Consider the following 18,241-nt stretch of genomic DNA (forward strand, 5'->3'; position numbering starts at 1 on the left):
AATTTCCGCAGAAAAATACGAAACCTCTTCCCCCAAAATTCTTTATCTTCTTGTACCATCCTAATAAAATGAAAGCTAAATTGATCACTTTTTTCTCTGTCATATTAATTCTGTACCTCCTTATTTGCACTTTGCTGTCATTTTTCCAGGAGAAAGTAATATTCTTTCCCCAGTCTCTGGAAAAGGATTTCAGGTTTGAGTTTGAAGGGGATTTTGAAGAACATTATGTCATAATGAAAGATAGCAGCAAATTACATTCCCTGCTCTTCAATACAACCGATCCAAAAGGAGTGATCCTGTATTTGCATGGTAACGCGGGTTCTCTGCAAGACTGGGGGACGGTGGCAGGTACTTTCACCAGCCTGGGATATGAAGTTTTTATCCCCGATTACCGGGGCTACGGCAAAAGTGAAGGCAGAATAAAAAATGAGGCGCAGCTGCACAGAGATATGCAAACTCTCTATAATTACCTGAAAAAAGAATATTCTGAAAACGACATCATCGTACTGGGCCATTCCATAGGTTCGGGGTTGGCGGCAAAGTTGGCTGCGAAAAACGATCCAAGATTACTTATCCTGCAGGCGCCACCATACTCTTTGCCCCACCTGGCAAAAAAGATGTTTCCGCTCAATCTTTTTCCGTCGTTCCTTATCGATTACAAACTTGAAACCGGAAAATATGTGAAAAAGGCCAATGTTCCGGTTGCGGTTTTTCATGGAGATGAAGATGAGATCGTTCCCTATGGCTCTTCCCTTAAAATTAAGCAGCATTTTAAGCCCGGGGATACTTTAATAACTCTCGAAGGCTTGGGCCACAACGATTTTTTAAATACACGGCAATATGCAGAAGCAATAGAGGAAATCCTGGCTAATAACAGCGATTAATCTGAACCTGGAAATGATCCTGAAAATGCCATTTTTGGAAGGCCTGAATTTCCGCAGAAAAAACCGCCCTCTTTCCCCTCAAATTTTTCATCCTGTCTCTGCATAAAAAAAATTAATATACATTGCCATAGCTTTTACCGATCTCTGACTTAACAACTTTTTTAAATTCACAGGATAATCCTTCGAAAAAGGTGCAACAGTCCCTTTTTTAAGCATAAAAATTTATCATGAAAAATAGTTTTTTGACGAGCCTCGTTTTTTGCTTCCTTTTTATTTTTTACACTAATACTTCCCGGGCACAGCAGGAATTCAATCTTACCGGGGGAACAGGATCACCCGAAATGATCAATGTTGGGCTGAGAATGCGGGTGGATCAGAATCAATATGGTTTAGCCATAGGTACTAATTTGGCTTATAAGAATGATAATATAAACGTGTCCGGGGATTATTATTATCATTTCAGCGGAAGATCGGGACATACCTCTTTGCGCCCGTGGTACATCAAATCGGGATTAACTTATATGCACAGTGAAGGGGATTGGGAAATACGACAGAACCTCTTGCTGGTGCCCAGGCTGGGAAGGGAATTCAATATAACTCCCGAATTTGGAGTGGCCCTGGAGGCGGGAATTATGCTTATGCTCATTGATAAAAATACAGCAAAGAAGGAAAGGACAGATGCTGTATCAGGTGATCTTGATCTTATAGGATCGGGATTTATACAACCCTCTGCCGGCCTGAAATTTTTCTACAGACTCTATTAATGATCAATAGACAATTACAAGCACCAAATTTTAATAATTTGAAAATGTGAGGATTTGAAAGTTTGAAAATTGGAGCTGATCTCTCTACTGCACCTCGGCGGCCTTTATAGAATCTTTGCAGCCGTTGCAAGAAATAATGAGTGGGTTACATGCACCAGGTCCGGGAGAAATTTGAAGATTTCAGAATTTTAATCTTTAGAATGTAGATATGATTATTGGTAAATTCATATACACTAAGTAATAATATTTTCAAAAAACAACTGGTTTGTTAAAATTAATTTTACTTTTATGATATTCTGATAATTCACTAACACTAATCCTATAGAATATGCTCTATTTACTTTGGTCTCTTTTAAACATTGCCTTAGCTCTTTATTTCATTTATCTATTTGTTGGGTTTATAGCAGTAGGTAGGAAAGTTTTAGGGAAAAAAGCCAGGTGGCTTTCTGTTCCGGTTTTGGCTCTAGGGCTAATAAATTTAGTGGCTGCGGCAGGTCCGGAAGTAAAAAACAATGAGGTGTTGGTTGCAGACTCTAACAAGGACGAAATTGAGATGAAGTATAAGAGTATTGTGGTTGAAGATAACTTAAGTCTGGATTTTTCTCTTGGTGTAGATTATTATGTTAAAGACGGGGAGGTAATTTTGGTGAAATCTCTTAGTAATGTTAGCGGATTAATTCCAGGATATGAATATGAATACGTTTCTTTCCATGCGGGAAAAGTTCAGGAAAATGGACAGGTTCCTTTTTCAGCCGTGGGGTTTCTAAAATGGAAATTCGGTGGAATTGGCATCTATAGCCAAATGAAATCCTTTGAAGGAAAGTTGCAACTATAGAAATTTCAGGAAACGAGTAGCAACTAAAAAAGTTTAAACACGAACTCCCGATTGCCAATTTTCAGGTTTCAGGTTTTTTTTCTCTGATGCCACAGTAGAGCAAGTTGTTCTAAACTCAGGACAGTCACTATTATTAGTGAATTTGTGGCTCAACTTTCCCGCTAATTTGAGGTGATTGTGCTTTGTCATATGCCTTCAACTTCCCATTTTTCAATTATTACTTCCAACATCCCTCTTCATACTTCTAATTTCCCAAATCTAACTTCCGAATTCTAACTTCATTCTTTATCTTGGGAACCTTAAAATCCCTTTTACCCATGATAAAAAAGTTACCGATGTACGGGCTGCTTTTAGCGGTTGGTGTAAGTTGCCAGACGCAAAAAGGAGTGCCGGCACAAAAAAGTGAGGCTTCAGCTGAAAAAAAGACAAAGGAGGCTACCAAACCTTATAGCGAGGTGATCACTGCAGCAGCAGAGAGCGATCAAGGCTTATTCGCCACCCATTTTGTTGACGATAAGCTCTACTTTGAAATTCCGCTTGACATGCTGGAGAAAGACATGCTGCTGGTGAGCCGTATCGCCGGAGTGCCATCAGGTTATGGTGGCGGTTATGTTAACGCCGGTTCCAAGGCGAACGAGCAGGTGGTTCGCTGGTCGAAGAGAGGTGATAATATTGACATGAAAGTGATAAGCTTCGAGAATGAAAGCGAGGAAGGATCGCCTATTTACCAGTCGGTCGCTGCAAATAATTTTTTCCCAATACTCTTCAGTGCGAAGATTGCGGCTTATAATGATGATAAAACTTCCGCAGTAATTGAAGTGAGTGATCTTTTCAAAGAAGAAGTAGCAGCCATTAACGGAGTTTCCCCCAATCTTCGGAAGCGCTATAAAGTGAAAAAACTTGACAAATCCCGCTCTTTCATCACTTCGGCAAATGCATTTCCCGAAAATATCGAGGTGAAGCACGTGATGACCTATGAAGCGGAGGAACCGCCCGAAAGAGATCAGGCCGGGACTATCACCATGATGATGAACCAGTCGATGATCCTGCTTCCGGAAGAGAAAATGCAACCGCGCCTGGCCGATCATCGTGTAGGTTGGTTTACTACCCGTAAGTATAATTATAATTCCGATGAGCTAAAAAGTGATGATTACAGGATCATCAACCGCTGGCAGCTGGTTCCAAAAGATATTGAAGCCTACAAGAGAGGTGAGCTGGTAGAGCCGGTGAAGCCTATTGTATGGTACCTGGATCCTGCTACGCCCAAAAAGTGGCGGCCTTATTTCAAGCAGGGGATCGAAGACTGGAATGTGGCTTTTGAAGCTGCAGGTTTCAAAAATGCAGTGATCGCCAAAGATCCTCCTACAAAAGAAGAAGACCCCGATTTTAGTCCCGAAGATGTGCGATATTCGGTGGTGCGCTATGTTGCGAGCACGACCCGTAATGCCATGGGCCCTTCGGTGACCGATCCCCGTACCGGTGAGATCATCGAGAGTGATATCATTTGGTACCACAACCACCTGCGTTCTTACAGGAACCGCTATATGATCGAGGCCGGGGCGCAAAATCCTTCGGCTCGTACTCTTAATACGCCCGAAGAAGAAATAGGGGAGATGATGCGCATGGTGATCGCACATGAAGTAGGTCACGCGCTCGGTTTGCCCCACAACATGAAGGCCAGCTCTGCGTACGCAACAGATTCTTTGCGTTCTCCAGAGTTTACCCGGGAATATGGTCTAACACCTTCCATTATGGATTACGCGCGCGTGAACTATGTGGCCCAGCCGGGAGATGAAGATGTACGCTACATCAGGATGATGGGGCCTTATGACCTTTACGCGATCAACTGGGGTTACAGGTATATCCCGGAAGCAGATTCCCCGCAGGAAGAAAAACCAATTTTAAGCCAGTGGATCCTCGAGAAGGCAGGAGACCCTGTCTATGAATTCGGAAATGGTTACGGCGGAATTGATCCGCAGTCGCAGAGGGAAAGCCTTGGTGACGACCAGATCAAAGCCAGCGAGTACGGACTTGCCAACCTGAAAAAGGTGGTTCCAAATCTTGTGGAGTGGACCTCAAAAGACAATACCGATTATTCTGAATTATCTGAAGTTTACCGCGAACTTACTTATATGTGGAGAGGCTATGTTTCCCATGTAGTAGCCAATGTTGGCGGCGTCTATGAAACCCGAAAAACCTCAGATCAGGATGGAACTGTCTATACCCCGGTTCCCGAAGAAAAACAAAAGGCCGCAGTGGCATTTTTAAATGAACACGCTTTCTCCAAACCAGACTGGCTGCTGAACAGGGAGCTTTTGGAACGTATTGAACCTACAGGTGCCATTGAACGGGTACAGAACCTGCAGAGCAGGGCATTAAATGATCTGCTGGATGAGGACCGCCTGCAACGAATGATCGAAAATGAGCAGGTTAATGGTAATGACGCTTACACCGCAGTTGAAATGATGAATGACCTTAGAAAAGGCATTTTTGAAGAGCTGTACAATTCTCAGGAAGTTGATGCTTATAGAAGAAGCATTCAGCGTGCCTATGTTGATACCGCCGCAGAATATGTTCAGAGTTTAAAAAAGGATGAAAATAGCGATATTACTTCCACTGATATTGTTGCTTTAATGCGTGGAGACCTGGAGCAACTAAAGAGAGATCTTAGAACTAGAAAAAACAGGACTAGCGATCAATTGAGCCTTTACCACTGGAATGACCTTATTGCAAGAATAGATGCAGCCCTTGACGTGGATGCATAGAAGATGAGACATGTTGCATAAATTACTTTTTAAAGCTCCGCTATTCGCGGAGCTTGTTTTGTTCAGTAGATCATTTTTGCTTTAAGTCATCTACTGATAACCAATTAATTAGTCTAAATTTACTTTTACACTAATGGAGGAGATTATGAAGAAGGTAAGTTTAATTTTAATGATCCTGTAGTTGGCAGTTCTTTCCTGTAAGAATTCAACAACGCCTGAAAATGATGAAGTGCTATTGGAAACCTCCAAAGTAGGTTCTACTTATGGATGTGCACCACCAACAGTGGATAGTGAGTGGTACAGAAAGAATAATGTTGCACCGCTTCTGGACGGGCTTGATGTACTGCATTATCCCGTTACCACAAATGATCCTAAAGCTCAGGAATATTTTAATCAGGGACTGGTGCTTTCCTATGGTTTCAACCATGCCGAGGCTGCAAGGTCATTTTACTATGCTACCAAACTGGATTCCGAATGTGCTATGTGCTATTGGGGCTTCGCTTATGTTTTGGGGCCAAACTATAACGCAGGAATGGAGCCCGACAATTATGAGCGGGCTTATGAAGCCATTCAGCAGGCTGTTAGCCTTTCAGATAATGTTACAGAAAAAGAAAAAGCGCTTATCGATGCACTTGCTTTGCGGTATGTTCCGGAACCCGTGGAAGACCGTCGGGAACTGGATGTAAGGTATTCTGCTGCGATGGAAGATTTGTTCAACAGGTATGACAGTGATCCCGAAATAGCAGCCCTTTATGCCGAATCTGTCATGGACCTCTATCCGTGGAATTTATACGACAAAGAAGGGGAGGCCAGGGAGTGGACTCCAAAGGTGATCATGCTGCTTGAAAAAGTGATAAAGGATTTTCCCGACCATCCGGGAGCCCATCACTTTTACATACATGCCACAGAGGCTTCAAAGACTCCCGGGAGGGCGCTTGGTAGTGCAAAAAAGTTTGATGAAGGCTTAGTGCCGGGTGCCGGCCATCTACTTCATATGCCCTCACATACCTATATCCAGACGGGAGATTATCACAAGGGTAGTTTAGCTAATTTAAGAGCGGTGGAAAGAGACAGTGCTTATGTTACCCTCTGTCATGCACAGGGCGCATATCCTTTGGTTTATTATCCGCATAACTACCACTTTCTCGCTGCAACCGCGACTCTGGAAGGCAATAGCAAATGGGCCCTTATGGGTGCCGAAAAACTGGCTGAGAAAATTCATCCCGATATCATGACAGAACCTGGATGGTCTACCCTGCAACACTTTTACATGATCCCGTACTTTGTAGATGTGAAGTTTGCAAAATGGGATAAGATCCTTGCAAGGCAGGTAACAGACACACTGTTATACCCCGAGGCAATTTCCCGCTATTCACGCGGTATGGCTTACCTGGGTAAAAAAGATTTACAGAAGGCGAAGGAAGAACTAAAGAAGCTCAAATTCCTGGAAAAGGATGAAAGGCTGGCAGAAATGATGATATGGGAGATCAATTCCATGAAGATCATAGTGGAGATCGCCAGGAAAGTCCTCGAGGCTGAAATTTTAGCCAGCGAAGAAGAATTTGACCGGAGCATAATTTTGCTGCAGGAAGCTGTAGCTTTGGAAGATAGTCTGAATTTTCAGGAACCGCCGGACTGGTTTTTCTCGGTTCGCCATACCCTGGGAGCGGCACAAATAGAGGCCGGAAGATATCCGGAGGCAGTTAAGACCTTAAGAGAAGACCTCGAGACCCTTCCAAAAAACGGCTGGGCACAACACGGGCTGAAACTGGCCTATGAAAAAATGAATGACCGGGAAAAAGTTCTGGAGATGGAAACTGCACTTAAGGATTCCTGGGCCACAGCAGATGTGGTGATAAATACCTCCAGAATCAAATGATCTTTTCTTGAAAGTATAGTAGAGTTTCAAATAAAGATAACCGCCCTGCAGAGATGCAGGGCTTTTTATATTCTCAGAAATTCTTTATCAGAGGTAGGCAGGAGAGGGTTATCTATTGAAAATTAACTTGTTATACTATCAAAAATTAGGTATTTTACACATTCTTAGGTGTTTCCATAAAATATTATGAAATGAATAAGGTTTTTATTAATGGTTTAAAGATAATAGGATTGTTTCTACTGGGCTTTCTGTCAGTAGTCCTTTTATTGATGTATACCGGAGTGATCTGGAGATCGCCGGAGCACTATTCTGTTGCAGCCGTAAAGGATTTTAAACAGCCTGTAATGAGCATGGAGGAGTACAGCAACGTACCCGGCCATCGCCGACCCTATACTTTCCACCTCAGCAAAGGCGATGGGGAAGCATATATTGTGGGGATTGAGCACACTAAAGATACGAACAACCCACAGCTTGACACCATAAACAGGATCTGGGAAGATTTTAAACCCAATGTGGTATTGGTGGAAGGAAGATTGGGCTTTTTGTTTAGCGGAATCCAGGATCCTGTAAAGACACATGGAGAAGGAGGCAGGGTTATAAGCCTGGCCAGGCGGGACAAAGTAAAATTCTACACCTGGGAACCTCTTAAGCAGGATGAGGTGAATATGATGCTGAAGCGTTTTCCTGCTGAAAAAGTCGCACTCTTTTATTCCCTTAGACCATACCTGAGCAACTATAGGTATGGAAAGCCTGCAAATCCGGCTAAGAATTTACAGGGTTACATTGACAGCAGGACCGATTATGATGGCATAAGAGGAGAGATAACCACAGTTGCACAGATAGACAGTATATGGGCGGCAGATTATCCGCAGGAAAAGGACTGGCGGGATTCGACAGATGAATTTGGCTGGCCTAAAGGAGAACTCTCAGAAATGGCAGCATACTCAAATGAGCTGCGGAATATCCACATGTGTACCGCTATTCTTGAACTCATGGAGCAGGGGAATAAGGTGTTTGTAAGTATGGGCTCCAGCCATGCCTACAGGATCGAAAAAACATTAAAGGAGGAGCTTAGAAGAGAGTAAAAAATAAAGGGTAACCCGGCGATCTGTCAATCCTCATAAAAAAGATTTGTATCTCATTTTGTTGCTTAAAAAATATGCGACCGGTCTTAACTATTCCTCAATCGGAATAGCTAATATAGGAATACTGGCTTTCTTCACTAATTCCAGGGAAACGCTTTCCTGCAAAAGGTTGTGCAGAAAGCTGTGTTTATGTGTCCCTACAATAAGAAGATCGCAATTCAGCTTTTGCGCCTCTTCCAAAACAGCTTCTACAGTTGAACCCTGTATGAGCAGGGCTTCTTTTTCTATATCCCCGCTCAAAAAGTTGTCGCAGTACATTTGCAGGTTGCGATGTTCCTCCCTGAATTCTTCGGCCTTAAAATCTCTGATGTATTGCGGTCCGGGTTCATAACCCACAAAATCGGGATCGGGTTCTGCCACGTGCAACACCCAGACTTTGGCACCGAACTTTCCTGCCAGGCCATCGGCATAACCGAGCAAATCTCCTACGGCGTCATTAAAATCTACTGCTACTAATATGTTCTTTAGTTCGTTCATGATGTTGTCTTTTTTATGATTTTTTGTTCCGGTTCCCTGTTGCCTGTTGCCTGTTGCCAGTATTTAAGGTCAATTACTAACCTAAAATAAGGTAACCTTATTCAGGCAAGGTCTCACTGATCACTGCCACTGATCACTGAATACTAGTACTCCTTTTCCCGTGAAACTTCATTCTCCAGGTTTTTCCCTTCCTGCATTAAGCGAAAATTCTTCAGGATCTGTGGAATTACAGATTCTACGTGGGTGGTACTGGCGATATGCGGGGAAATCCTGATCTTTTTATTGTTCCAAAATGGATGTCCTTCTGGCAAAGGTTCCTGCCTGAAAACATCCAATGCAGCTCCCGAAAGGTGTCCATTGTTTATCATTTCCAGCAGGTCATCTTCTACAAGATGCTCCCCCCGTGCCACGTTGATCACATAAGCCTCCTTAGGTAGCTTCTCAAAAAGGTGTTTATTCAATATGTTTCTTGTCTCGGAAGTAAGAGGCAGCAAATTCACCAGCACCCTGCTGTCCTTCAGGAAATCCTTCAACTGGTCATCACCGTGATATTTTGTCACTCCCAGGATCTCTTTATTGGTACGGGACCAGCCGGTGACATTGAATTTGTTCTGAATAAGTTTTTCGGCTACCCCCACACCTAGAACACCCATGCCCATAATTCCCACCTGTACTTCTTCGGGCCGTAAATAGGCGGTGGGATTCCATTCCTTGCTGCAATGGTGCTCAGCGAGATTGCGAAGGTGTTCAAGAACCAGGGAAAGGACAAAGACACTCATATCTTTCGTAAGCTGTTCATCTACCAGCCGGGTAATACGAATGTGTTGCGGAATTTCCTTATCACATATGATATGGTCTATTCCTGCTCCCATGGAAGCGATCACTTTTAAATTGGGATAATCCCGAAAAGCTCCGTGGGGATGTTTCCAGGACAGGGCAAATTTTACCTTTTTAGGGTCTCTGACATCGGGATACACCTCCAGATCAAGATCGGGTGCTTTTTCTTTCAAAGCTTCCACCCAGGGTTTCGGATCTTTTTGGGAAGTGATGATGAGGAATGACATATAAAAATTTTTAGACATTAGTGGGTAGTCATTAGTTGTCCGGAGCTTGAATTCTATATATTTCTAAAGACTAAAGACTAAAGACTACAGACTTTTTTAACTCACAAACGCACTATACCCCGTGATCGCTCTTCCTACAATAAGGGAGTTGATCTCCTTGGTGCCTTCATAACTATAAATGGCTTCGGCATCTGCGACAAATCGTGCAACATCGTATTCCAGCAGAATTCCGTTGCCGCCCATGACTTCCCTTGCCCTGCTCACAACATCGCGCATCCTCATGCTCGTATAGACTTTTGCCAGGGAGGCATGTTCATCTTTTAGCAGGTCCTGGTCCTGTAGTTCAGATAGCCTGAAACAGAGGGTTTGCATTGAGGTGAGGTTGGCGATCATCTCCACCAGGTGGTTTTGGATCAATTGGTACGAAGCTATAGGCCTTCCAAATTGTTCTCTTTTCTTAGTGTACTTGAGAGCGCTCTCATAAGCCCCGCGGGCGCAGCCCACAGCCTGCCAGGCTACCCCGGCACGTGTCATCCTCAGCACCTTTGCAGTGTCTTTAAAAGATTCCGCTTTTTGAAGCCTGTCTTTCTCATCGATTTTGCAATCGGTAAGGGTGATGAGGGCGTTCTGCACAATACGCAGTGCCATCTTGTCTTCCATTTTTTCAGCTTTAAAACCGGGGTTGTCATTTCGAACTAAAAATCCTTTTACCTGATTTGAATCTTCATCCCTGGCCCATATCACGATCACATCTGCAAAAGTGGCATTTCCTATCCATTTTTTCTGTCCGTTAAGCACCCAGTGCTCCCCATCAAACTTACAGGTAGTTTCAAGTCCGCCGGCAACGCCGCTTCCCACATTAGGTTCGGTGAGGCCGAAAGCCCCAATGGCCTCAAGGCGCTGCATTTTTGGAAGCCATTCTTCTTTTTGTTCATCGCTTCCGCAGAGATAAATAGAACCCATTGCGAGCCCGCTATGGACTCCAAAAAAGGTGGAAATGGAAACATCCACCCTGGCGATCTCCTGCGCAATGATACCTTCCATCAAAAATGGCAAATTAGGGCAGCCGTAGCCCTCATACGGCACTCCCGTGATATTGAGTTTTTTAAATTTATCGATGATCTCATGAGGAAACTTTGCGCGGTTCCAGTGATCGTTGACCAATGGCCGCACCTCATCTTCCATAAAGTTCCGCACCCTTAGCTGTAGTTCGCGCTGTTCTTCTGTCAATTTAAGGTCCAGATTATAGAAATCCCCGTCAATTGGTGGAAGGTCGTGCTGACCTTTGCGACGTTTGGTCTTTAGCATTTTCATGAGCCCTTTAAGCTGATTATCGTCCAGCTGACCCAGGGTTTGCATAGCTTCAGGTAGATCGATCTGTTTATTGATCTTCGCCAGTTGATCAAGATCGATGTTTTTTAAAAGATTGATGGTGTTTCTAACTTTTCCGAAAAAGGCCATAGGTTTTGGTTTTTCTAAAAATAGGCATTAAAGAAGAAGCATCTTGTTAAAGCTTTCTCAAACCGAACCTTAGTGCAGAGTATTAAGTAGTGAGAAGTAAGATTTTTCTTTAGAGGCGGAATATCTCGTTTGGAATGATCCCGAAATTTGATTTAACTTCCCAAAAATAACTTAAACACAAGTAAAATGGGAATTTTTTCATCATTAATGGGCAATGCCGGTGCAGTCGACAATCAAAATTTACAGAATGATTACGGGCAGTTGCTTTTTGAATCTGAAATTATAGAAGCAGGTTTTAAAATTTTTAGGGACACCTTTATCTTTACCAATAGAAGATTGATCCTGGTGGATAAGCAGGGATTGACCGGAAGCAAGACTCAATATCTCTCGGTAAGCTATAAGAGTATTTCCCGCTTTAGTGTAGAAACAGCAGGAACTTTTGATCTTGATGCCGAATTGAAAATATGGATTTCGGCTGAACAGCAACCAAGTATAAGCAGGAAGTTTAATAAATCTGTGAACGTGTATGAAGTGCAGAAAATCCTGGCACAACATGTTTTAAGGTAGACTTTTAGCAAAACTTTAGTTGCTTTCTTTCCTTCGTCGGCTTCACTTTATTTAAATTAATGGGAAATCCTGAGGTGTCAAAAATGGCATTTTTGGAACCTCTTCAAAAAAAAGTTTGAGCTATGAAAGATGACAACAAAGAAATGAAGGACCCACAAAAGAAAGAAGCACAACCCCCTTTTGAAAATCAGGAACGGCAGCAGGTTACGCCGGGTAAAGAAAAGAAAATGCATCCCAAAGTCGATCACGGCGAGGAATCTTATAAAGGCTCGGGTAAGCTGGAAGGGAAAAATGCCATCATTACAGGAGGTGATTCAGGAATTGGTCGCGCTGTGGCCATAGCCTTTGCAAGGGAAGGAGCGAATGTCTTGATTTCCTACCTGGAAGAACACGATGATGCCAAAGAAACTGCCAAATGGATAATAAAGACTGGAAAAAAGGCAGTTTTGGTGCCAGGAGATGTAAGTGAAGAAGAACACTGCAGCAAGATCGTCCAAAAGGCTGTAAATGAGTTTGGGCAGATCGATATACTTGTTAATAATGCAGCCTTTCAAATGGCAAGAGAAAAGATACAGGATATTCCCAGCGATGAGTGGGATAAGACCTTCAAAACAAACATCTACTCCATGTTCTACCTGGTGAAAGCTGCCGAACCTCACATGAAACCCGGGAGTACAATAATTAATACTACTTCTATCAACGCATATAAGCCACATCCGCAACTGCTGGCCTATGCTGCCACAAAAGGGGCTATTCAAAACTTTACAGCCAATCTCGGGCAAATTTTAGCACCAAAAGGAATTCGTGCAAACTGTGTAGCTCCGGGTCCGGTTTGGACGCCATTGATCCCGTCTACCATGCCCATGGATGAGGTAGAAACTTTCGGGAAAGATACTCCCCTTGGCAGGCCGGGACAACCGTCTGAATTTGCGGCGCCTTTTGTACTATTGGCCTCGGAAGGGTCAAGTTATATGACCGGCTCTACCGTCCAGGTGACGGGAGGAAGACCAACAATTTAGTTTATTTTTGCACTTTTCACATTAAAGAAATGTCCAGATTAACCACAGACCGTTCAACTGAAGGGGAAGTCTCCTTTTCCCGGTTTTACAGGATCTTTTTCATCCTGTTTTTAAGCTTTACCCTTAGTATGCCTGCAACTTTGCAGGCACAACGCACCGAGCCGAACAGCGAAGCTGTAGAAACCAGCGGCGATATCATACTTTTGGCGTTGCCTGCATCGGCTGCACTTAGCAGCGTTGTGATGAAAGACAAAAAAGGTTTTTGGCAATTCACTAAAAGTTTCGCGACTAATATTGCTATTACAGGGGCACTTAAATATACCATCAATAAGCGAAGGCCTTTCAATGAAGGGGGGCAGGCATTTCCCTCGGGACATACATCCATTACATTTCAGGCAGCATCCTTTATCCACAGGAGGTATGGCTTTAAATATAGTATTCCCGGATATTTACTTGCCGGCTGGACCGGCTACAGCCGTATTTATGCCACGCGCCATGATGGATATGATGTACTTGCCGGGGCAGTGGTAGGCATAGGCAGCAGTTTTTTATTCACTACTCCCTACCAACGGGAACATATGCAGCTTAGCTTTAAGAGTTCCGAAGATGAATTTTTGCTGGGATTTATTTACAGATTTTAAGAGAGGGGCAACAGTTAAACTGGATCAAACAAAAAACGCTTCCCGAAAGAGAAGCGTTTTTTTGCTGTTTTTGAGAAGTTATATTCCAAACTCTTCTTTTACTTTATCAACGTAATCAAGTTCCTCCCAGGTAAATAACTTCACCTCCAAAGTTTTTTCTCCGTTATAAGGACTCTTGAATACTTTTCTTTCAGTACGTGGTTCTTTTCCAAAATGGCCGTACGCCGAAGTCTCCCGGTAAATAGGATTTCTTAGGCCCAACCTTTCTTCAATGGCCGATGGTCTCATGTCAAATATCTTAAGTACTTTTTGTGCGATCTCGCCATGAGAAAGATCAACTTTTTTAGAACCATAGGTTTCAACCAGGATGGAAGTTGGTTCCACAACTCCAATAGCGTACGATACCTGCACCAGGACCTCGTCGGCCACGCCGGCAGCCACAAGGTTCTTAGCGATATGCCGCGCCGCATATGCAGCAGAGCGATCCACTTTACTTGGATCCTTTCCTGAAAATGCACCCCCGCCGTGAGCTCCTTTTCCGCCGTAGGTATCTACAATAATTTTTCTTCCGGTGAGCCCGGTATCCCCATGAGGTCCCCCAATGACGAACTTTCCGGTAGGATTGATATGGTATTTGATCTTGTCATTGAATAATCCCTGAACATATTCCGGCAGCTGTGCCTGCACCCGCGGAATAAGAATTTCAAGAATGTCTTTTTTGATCTTGTCGAGCATGCGGTTATCATCCTCGTCAAATTCGTCATGCTGGGTGGAAACCACGATGGCAACTATACGTTGCGGCACATTGTCATCGCTGTATTCAATGGTAACCTGGCTCTTGGAATCGGGGCGCAGGTAAGTAATTTCGTCATTTTCGCGGCGCAATTTTGCAAGCTCGATAAGGATCTTGTGAGAAATATCAAGCGCGAGGGGCATATAGTTTTCGGTTTCTTTGGTGGCGTAACCAAACATCATTCCCTGGTCACCTGCACCCTGTTCCTCCTTGTTGCCACGATCCACACCCTGGTTGATGTCCTGGGACTGTTCGTGGATTAGGGAGATCACCCCGCAGGAATCCCCGCTAAATTTATACGCGCCCTTTGTGTAACCAATGTCATTGATCACCTCTCTTGCAATGGTTTGAACATCGAGGTAAGTATCACTTTTCACCTCCCCGGCAAGTACCACCTGCCCCGTAGTAACGAGGGTTTCACAGGCAACTTTAGATTCGGGATCAAAAGCAAGAAAATTATCTAAAAGGGTATCGCTAATCTGGTCTGCAACTTTATCCGGGTGGCCTTCAGATACACTTTCTGAAGTAAATAAATATGGCATGCTTCGTAGTTTTTATATTCCGGGAGAAATTTGACGTGGAAGCGCTAGAGGAGTTTTCACTGCTTTAGCATTTTTAAGGGTTGCAATCAGTCAAATTTTTCCCTGTAATTTTTCAGCAGCAAATGTATGGAATTTGATTCAAATCAGGATACTAATTTCTATTTTTAAGAATGGTTTGGGCGCTCCGCCCCGTCCTCCCGGCCGTCCCGTCAGGCTTTCGCGGGTCGCTTCCCTCATCCATAAGGCTTCGGGAGAGCTCCAACAACCGCTCAATCCTTAGCGCAAGGCTATCTAACTATGGCTATCGTATAAAAAAGGCTTTTTCACCGGTAGATCCCGTGAAAAGCCTTTTTTAGAATCAGAAGACCAATTATTAAAATTCTTCAGCAGTAGCTTCTGCCTCAGCACGGGAAAGGAATATCTGTATCCCCAGGTTGATGCCTAAAGAATGCTGATAATCTGTGTTTCCTCCACCCACCAGGCCATTGTATTTCACGCTCGCCTCAAGAGCCACGTACTGGTTAAGGAACAGGGAATATCCCGGGCCAAATCCAAAGGCAAAACCATTGGTGGTTGGACCATCTTCCACATTTACCCCGGCAATACCTGCATGAGTTTCCAAAAAGAAATAGCCGGTAGGTATTTTATTGCCAAGATTGATATCTGAGGGTGCCACATAAAATCTTCCCAATGCCTGGACTCCGTAAACAAAAGTATTAACCGATTCATCATCGGGTCCTTCAGAATTGTTATACCCCAGGTTCACAATTGCTCCTGCGACAAAGGTATCGGTGAAGAAATATCCGGCCTTTGGACTTATCCCGATGTTGTATCCCGAATCTTCATTTAACCCAATGTTAATTCCGAAGAGTCCGTTGGTAGAAGTAGTGCTAAGACCACTTCCAATGTCGGCCCCTAGCATAAAATTTCCTTCCTGCAATTGCCCATGGGAAATATGGGTGAATCCAAAAATCATCAAAGTCGATAGAAGTAAAATTTTTTTCATAACTGTTATTTTTAAGGTTTAGGGGGGATTGTTATCATGTATAAATTACTAACAACCAAGCGTTTAAATGGCAATTTTTAATACTTTTTAAGTGCCAATTCACGAATTTTTATTAGGAGAATTCGCAAATTCCTACACTCTTACGAAGAATGTTGTTCTTCAAGTTAATATTTAAAAGAAAATCCTCTACAAACATTTGGATTTCCTGAAAAAATCAAATTATTTTCAAATTTATTTGTTCCTTAAAGTTTTCTGTCGTTAACTTTGCCTAATACAAAACAGGAAATGAAACAGGTAATTTGTAATATGATGTGCATGATGTGGAGAAAGTCCGCAGCGCGTCCTATTGCATGATCCTGAAAAGATAAAATTGCAAAAAGCCGCTGCCACCGCAGCGGCTTTTTTGTTTTAAGTATAAAACAAGAGGTGCCAAAAATGGCATTTTAAAGACCTTTTAAAAACTAAAGCTGATGACAGCTAAAACAGAAAAAATGAAAATTAACCCGGTAACAGCAATGATGATGCGTTGTATGATGATGTGCATGATGTGCGCAGGAAATCGCTATTGCCAAAAGATGAGGATCTAATTTAGTTATATATTCAGTTACTAAAATCCCTTTGGCAAGCGAGTCAAAGGGATTTTTTTTTTAGGCAATTAGCAATGAAAAATAACGAAGCACCAACTTTCAAGCACCAAATTCCAATTTGGAAAGGGTTTTTTAATCCGCAACCCGCAACCCGCAACCCGCAACCCGCAACCCGCAACAATAAACAGTAAACAATGAACAATAATCAGTCACCAATGAGTAAAAGACAACAACAGAGGAAACCCGGATGAGATCTCTCGTCGCATCTCCTTTCTCCGAAAGAAAATGCTCTGTCGAGATGACAATTAAAAATTAGAAAACCGAGAACCGAGAACCGACAACAAAAACTTAAAAAGCATCTAGTACCAAATTCCAAATTCCAAATTGGGAAAATTAAAACATTCGTGAATTCGAGGCCATTTTTAACCCGCAACCGACAACGCAACCATAAACCATAAACCCGAAACAACAAACAATTAAACCTTAAACTTTAAACATTGAACCCATGAATACACCACAAAAATTTTCGACCAACGCCCTGCATGCAGGCCATGACGTAACAACAAATGGCGGAACCAGAGCAGTTCCCATTTACCAAACAACTTCTTACGTCTTCAAAGATTCAGATCACGCTGCAAATCTATTTTCCCTGGCCGAACCGGGCTTCATTTACACCCGACTGAACAACCCAACAAATGATGTACTGGAGCAAAGGCTGGCGGCGCTCGAAGGCGGGATCGCTGCTGTAGTAACAGCATCTGGAACGGCGGCCATAAGCACAACGCTGCTCACCCTGCTAAAAACCGGAGATCATATCGTCGCTTCCAGCAGTCTTTACGGCGGAACTTACAATCTACTGGGCGTTACTTTACCCAGGCTCGGCATCAATACTACTTTTGTAGATCCTACAGATCCAAAAAATTTCTCTGAAGCTGTAAAAGAGAATACCCGTGCAATTTTTGTAGAGTCACTTGGAAACCCGAAGCTCGATGTGCTCGATCTGCAGGCGATTTCCAAAGTGGCTAAGGAACATAAAGTTCCATTTATAGTGGATAATACAGTAGCCACTTCTGCTTTGGTCAAACCTATAGATCATGGCGCCGACCTGGTGATCCATTCCCTCACAAAATACATCGCCGGCAATGGTACTTCTCTCGGCGGAGTCATTAACGACGCCGGAAAATTTGATTGGGCCAACGGCAAATTTCCGGAATTCACCGAACCGTCTCCCGGTTACCACGGACTCGTTTATCACGATGCTTTAAAAGAAGCAGCCTTTATAGCTAAAGTAAGGATCGAAGGCTTACGGGATTTAGGCGCTGCCCTTAGTCCGTTCAATGCTTTTCAGATCATTCAGGGGTTAGAGACCCTGGAGATAAGGATCAAAAAACACAGCGAAAATGCATTGGCTTTGGCAAAATGGCTGCAGCAAAAAGAAGAAGTGAGCTGGGTGAACTATCCCGGGCTGGAGAGCAGTGCTTATTATAAACTGGCACAAAAATATCTTCCAAAAGGGCAAAGCGGAGTGGTGACTTTTGGAGTGAAAGGCGGCTATGAAGCTGCAAAAGTGTTAGTGGACCAAACAAAACTTTTCTCTTTGCTAGCCAATATTGGGGATACTAAATCTTTGATCATTCACCCCGCCAGCACTACGCATCAGCAGTTAAATGACCAGCAGCAGGAATCAACCGGTGTAACAAAGGATCTGGTAAGACTTTCTGTTGGTTTGGAAGACCTGGAAGATCTTAAAGCAGACCTGGAACAGGCCCTGGCGCAAATTTCCAATAAGAAAGCAGTTAAAACAGCATAAGA

General features: G+C 43.3%; 15 protein-coding genes. 10 read left to right on the top strand and 5 right to left on the bottom strand.

Annotation, left to right across the window (positions count from 1 at the left end):
* The first annotated feature begins 68 nt into the window (after positions 1 to 68).
* The 6 genes from LA313_RS09155 to LA313_RS09180 all read left to right on the top strand — a co-directional run bounded on the left by LA313_RS09155 (position 69) and on the right by LA313_RS09180 (position 8,212).
* Positions 69 to 884 (top strand): alpha/beta hydrolase, encoded by an 816-nt coding sequence (locus LA313_RS09155; protein WP_228914381.1) that lies wholly within the window; start codon positions 69 to 71, stop codon positions 882 to 884.
* A gap of 227 nt (positions 885 to 1,111) precedes the next feature.
* Positions 1,112 to 1,648 carry a hypothetical protein gene (locus LA313_RS09160; protein ID WP_228914382.1) on the top strand — a complete coding sequence of 179 codons (537 nt, stop codon included), beginning with the start codon at positions 1,112 to 1,114 and terminating at the stop codon, positions 1,646 to 1,648.
* Positions 1,649 to 1,976: 328 nt separating this feature from the next.
* Positions 1,977 to 2,483 (top strand): hypothetical protein, encoded by a 507-nt coding sequence (locus LA313_RS09165; RefSeq protein WP_228914383.1) that lies wholly within the window; start codon positions 1,977 to 1,979, stop codon positions 2,481 to 2,483.
* A gap of 317 nt (positions 2,484 to 2,800) precedes the next feature.
* Positions 2,801 to 5,248, top strand: a complete 2,448-nt coding sequence (locus tag LA313_RS09170; RefSeq protein ID WP_228914384.1) for a zinc-dependent metalloprotease — start codon at positions 2,801 to 2,803, stop codon at positions 5,246 to 5,248.
* Positions 5,249 to 5,429: 181 nt separating this feature from the next.
* Complete coding sequence (locus LA313_RS09175; RefSeq protein WP_228914385.1) at positions 5,430 to 7,127, top strand: tetratricopeptide repeat protein; 1,698 nt, start codon at positions 5,430 to 5,432, stop codon at positions 7,125 to 7,127.
* Between the two features lie 191 nt (positions 7,128 to 7,318).
* Positions 7,319 to 8,212 (top strand): hypothetical protein, encoded by an 894-nt coding sequence (locus LA313_RS09180; protein ID WP_228914386.1) that lies wholly within the window; start codon positions 7,319 to 7,321, stop codon positions 8,210 to 8,212.
* A gap of 90 nt (positions 8,213 to 8,302) precedes the next feature.
* Here LA313_RS09180 and LA313_RS09185 read toward each other — a convergent pair whose 3' ends face one another.
* The 3 genes from LA313_RS09185 to LA313_RS09195 form a co-directional block, all read right to left on the bottom strand.
* A complete protein-coding gene (locus LA313_RS09185; protein ID WP_228914387.1) occupies positions 8,303 to 8,749 on the bottom strand; it encodes a universal stress protein in 447 nt (148 codons plus the stop codon).
* A 143-nt stretch (positions 8,750 to 8,892) separates the two neighbouring features.
* A complete protein-coding gene (locus LA313_RS09190; protein ID WP_228914388.1) occupies positions 8,893 to 9,813 on the bottom strand; it encodes a 2-hydroxyacid dehydrogenase in 921 nt (306 codons plus the stop codon).
* A gap of 96 nt (positions 9,814 to 9,909) precedes the next feature.
* Positions 9,910 to 11,274, bottom strand: a complete 1,365-nt coding sequence (locus LA313_RS09195; protein ID WP_228914389.1) for an acyl-CoA dehydrogenase family protein — start codon at positions 11,272 to 11,274, stop codon at positions 9,910 to 9,912.
* Positions 11,275 to 11,460: 186 nt separating this feature from the next.
* On the opposite strand from LA313_RS09195, the gene LA313_RS09200 reads away from it, so the two are divergent.
* The 3 genes from LA313_RS09200 to LA313_RS09210 all read left to right on the top strand — a co-directional run bounded on the left by LA313_RS09200 (position 11,461) and on the right by LA313_RS09210 (position 13,501).
* Entirely contained in the window at positions 11,461 to 11,841 is a 381-nt protein-coding gene (locus tag LA313_RS09200; RefSeq protein WP_228914390.1) for a PH domain-containing protein, read from the top strand.
* 122 nt (positions 11,842 to 11,963) lie between these two features.
* The gene (locus LA313_RS09205) at positions 11,964 to 12,860 is read left to right on the top strand and encodes an SDR family oxidoreductase (RefSeq protein WP_228914391.1); all 897 of its coding nucleotides are present in this window, start codon (positions 11,964 to 11,966) and stop codon (positions 12,858 to 12,860) included.
* A 29-nt stretch (positions 12,861 to 12,889) separates the two neighbouring features.
* The gene (locus tag LA313_RS09210; protein WP_228914392.1) at positions 12,890 to 13,501 is read left to right on the top strand and encodes a phosphatase PAP2 family protein; all 612 of its coding nucleotides are present in this window, start codon (positions 12,890 to 12,892) and stop codon (positions 13,499 to 13,501) included.
* A gap of 78 nt (positions 13,502 to 13,579) precedes the next feature.
* On the opposite strand, the gene metK is transcribed toward LA313_RS09210, so the two are convergent.
* Entirely contained in the window at positions 13,580 to 14,836 is a 1,257-nt protein-coding gene (gene metK / locus LA313_RS09215; RefSeq protein WP_228914393.1) for a methionine adenosyltransferase, read from the bottom strand.
* Between the two features lie 373 nt (positions 14,837 to 15,209).
* The gene (locus LA313_RS09220) at positions 15,210 to 15,842 is read right to left on the bottom strand and encodes a hypothetical protein (protein WP_228914394.1); all 633 of its coding nucleotides are present in this window, start codon (positions 15,840 to 15,842) and stop codon (positions 15,210 to 15,212) included.
* 1,092 nt (positions 15,843 to 16,934) lie between these two features.
* Here LA313_RS09220 and LA313_RS09225 point away from each other — a divergent pair.
* On the top strand, positions 16,935 to 18,239 hold the full coding sequence (locus LA313_RS09225; protein WP_228914395.1) for an O-acetylhomoserine aminocarboxypropyltransferase/cysteine synthase family protein: 1,305 nt from the start codon (positions 16,935 to 16,937) through the stop codon (positions 18,237 to 18,239).
* Positions 18,240 to 18,241: the final 2 nt, after the last annotated feature.

The organism is Salinimicrobium sediminilitoris (assembly GCF_020866905.1).
Classification (GTDB): Bacteria; Bacteroidota; Bacteroidia; order Flavobacteriales; family Flavobacteriaceae; genus Salinimicrobium; species Salinimicrobium sediminilitoris.

Excerpts from the sequence above, each read along its gene's own strand:
- LA313_RS09200 (WP_228914390.1), top strand. The coding sequence starts at position 11,461 with ATGGGAATTTTTTCATCATTAATGGGCAATGCCGGTGCAGTCGACAAT.
- LA313_RS09195 (WP_228914389.1), bottom strand. The coding sequence starts at position 11,274 with ATGGCCTTTTTCGGAAAAGTTAGAAACACCATCAATCTTTTAAAAAAC.
- LA313_RS09160 (WP_228914382.1), top strand. The coding sequence starts at position 1,112 with ATGAAAAATAGTTTTTTGACGAGCCTCGTTTTTTGCTTCCTTTTTATT.
- LA313_RS09225 (WP_228914395.1), top strand. The coding sequence starts at position 16,935 with ATGAATACACCACAAAAATTTTCGACCAACGCCCTGCATGCAGGCCAT.
- LA313_RS09185 (WP_228914387.1), bottom strand. The coding sequence starts at position 8,749 with ATGAACGAACTAAAGAACATATTAGTAGCAGTAGATTTTAATGACGCC.
- metK (WP_228914393.1), bottom strand. The coding sequence starts at position 14,836 with ATGCCATATTTATTTACTTCAGAAAGTGTATCTGAAGGCCACCCGGAT.
- LA313_RS09180 (WP_228914386.1), top strand. The coding sequence starts at position 7,319 with ATGAATAAGGTTTTTATTAATGGTTTAAAGATAATAGGATTGTTTCTA.
- LA313_RS09155 (WP_228914381.1), top strand. The coding sequence starts at position 69 with ATGAAAGCTAAATTGATCACTTTTTTCTCTGTCATATTAATTCTGTAC.
- LA313_RS09170 (WP_228914384.1), top strand. The coding sequence starts at position 2,801 with ATGATAAAAAAGTTACCGATGTACGGGCTGCTTTTAGCGGTTGGTGTA.
- LA313_RS09205 (WP_228914391.1), top strand. The coding sequence starts at position 11,964 with ATGAAAGATGACAACAAAGAAATGAAGGACCCACAAAAGAAAGAAGCA.
- LA313_RS09190 (WP_228914388.1), bottom strand. The coding sequence starts at position 9,813 with ATGTCATTCCTCATCATCACTTCCCAAAAAGATCCGAAACCCTGGGTG.
- LA313_RS09220 (WP_228914394.1), bottom strand. The coding sequence starts at position 15,842 with ATGAAAAAAATTTTACTTCTATCGACTTTGATGATTTTTGGATTCACC.
- LA313_RS09165 (WP_228914383.1), top strand. The coding sequence starts at position 1,977 with ATGCTCTATTTACTTTGGTCTCTTTTAAACATTGCCTTAGCTCTTTAT.
- LA313_RS09210 (WP_228914392.1), top strand. The coding sequence starts at position 12,890 with ATGTCCAGATTAACCACAGACCGTTCAACTGAAGGGGAAGTCTCCTTT.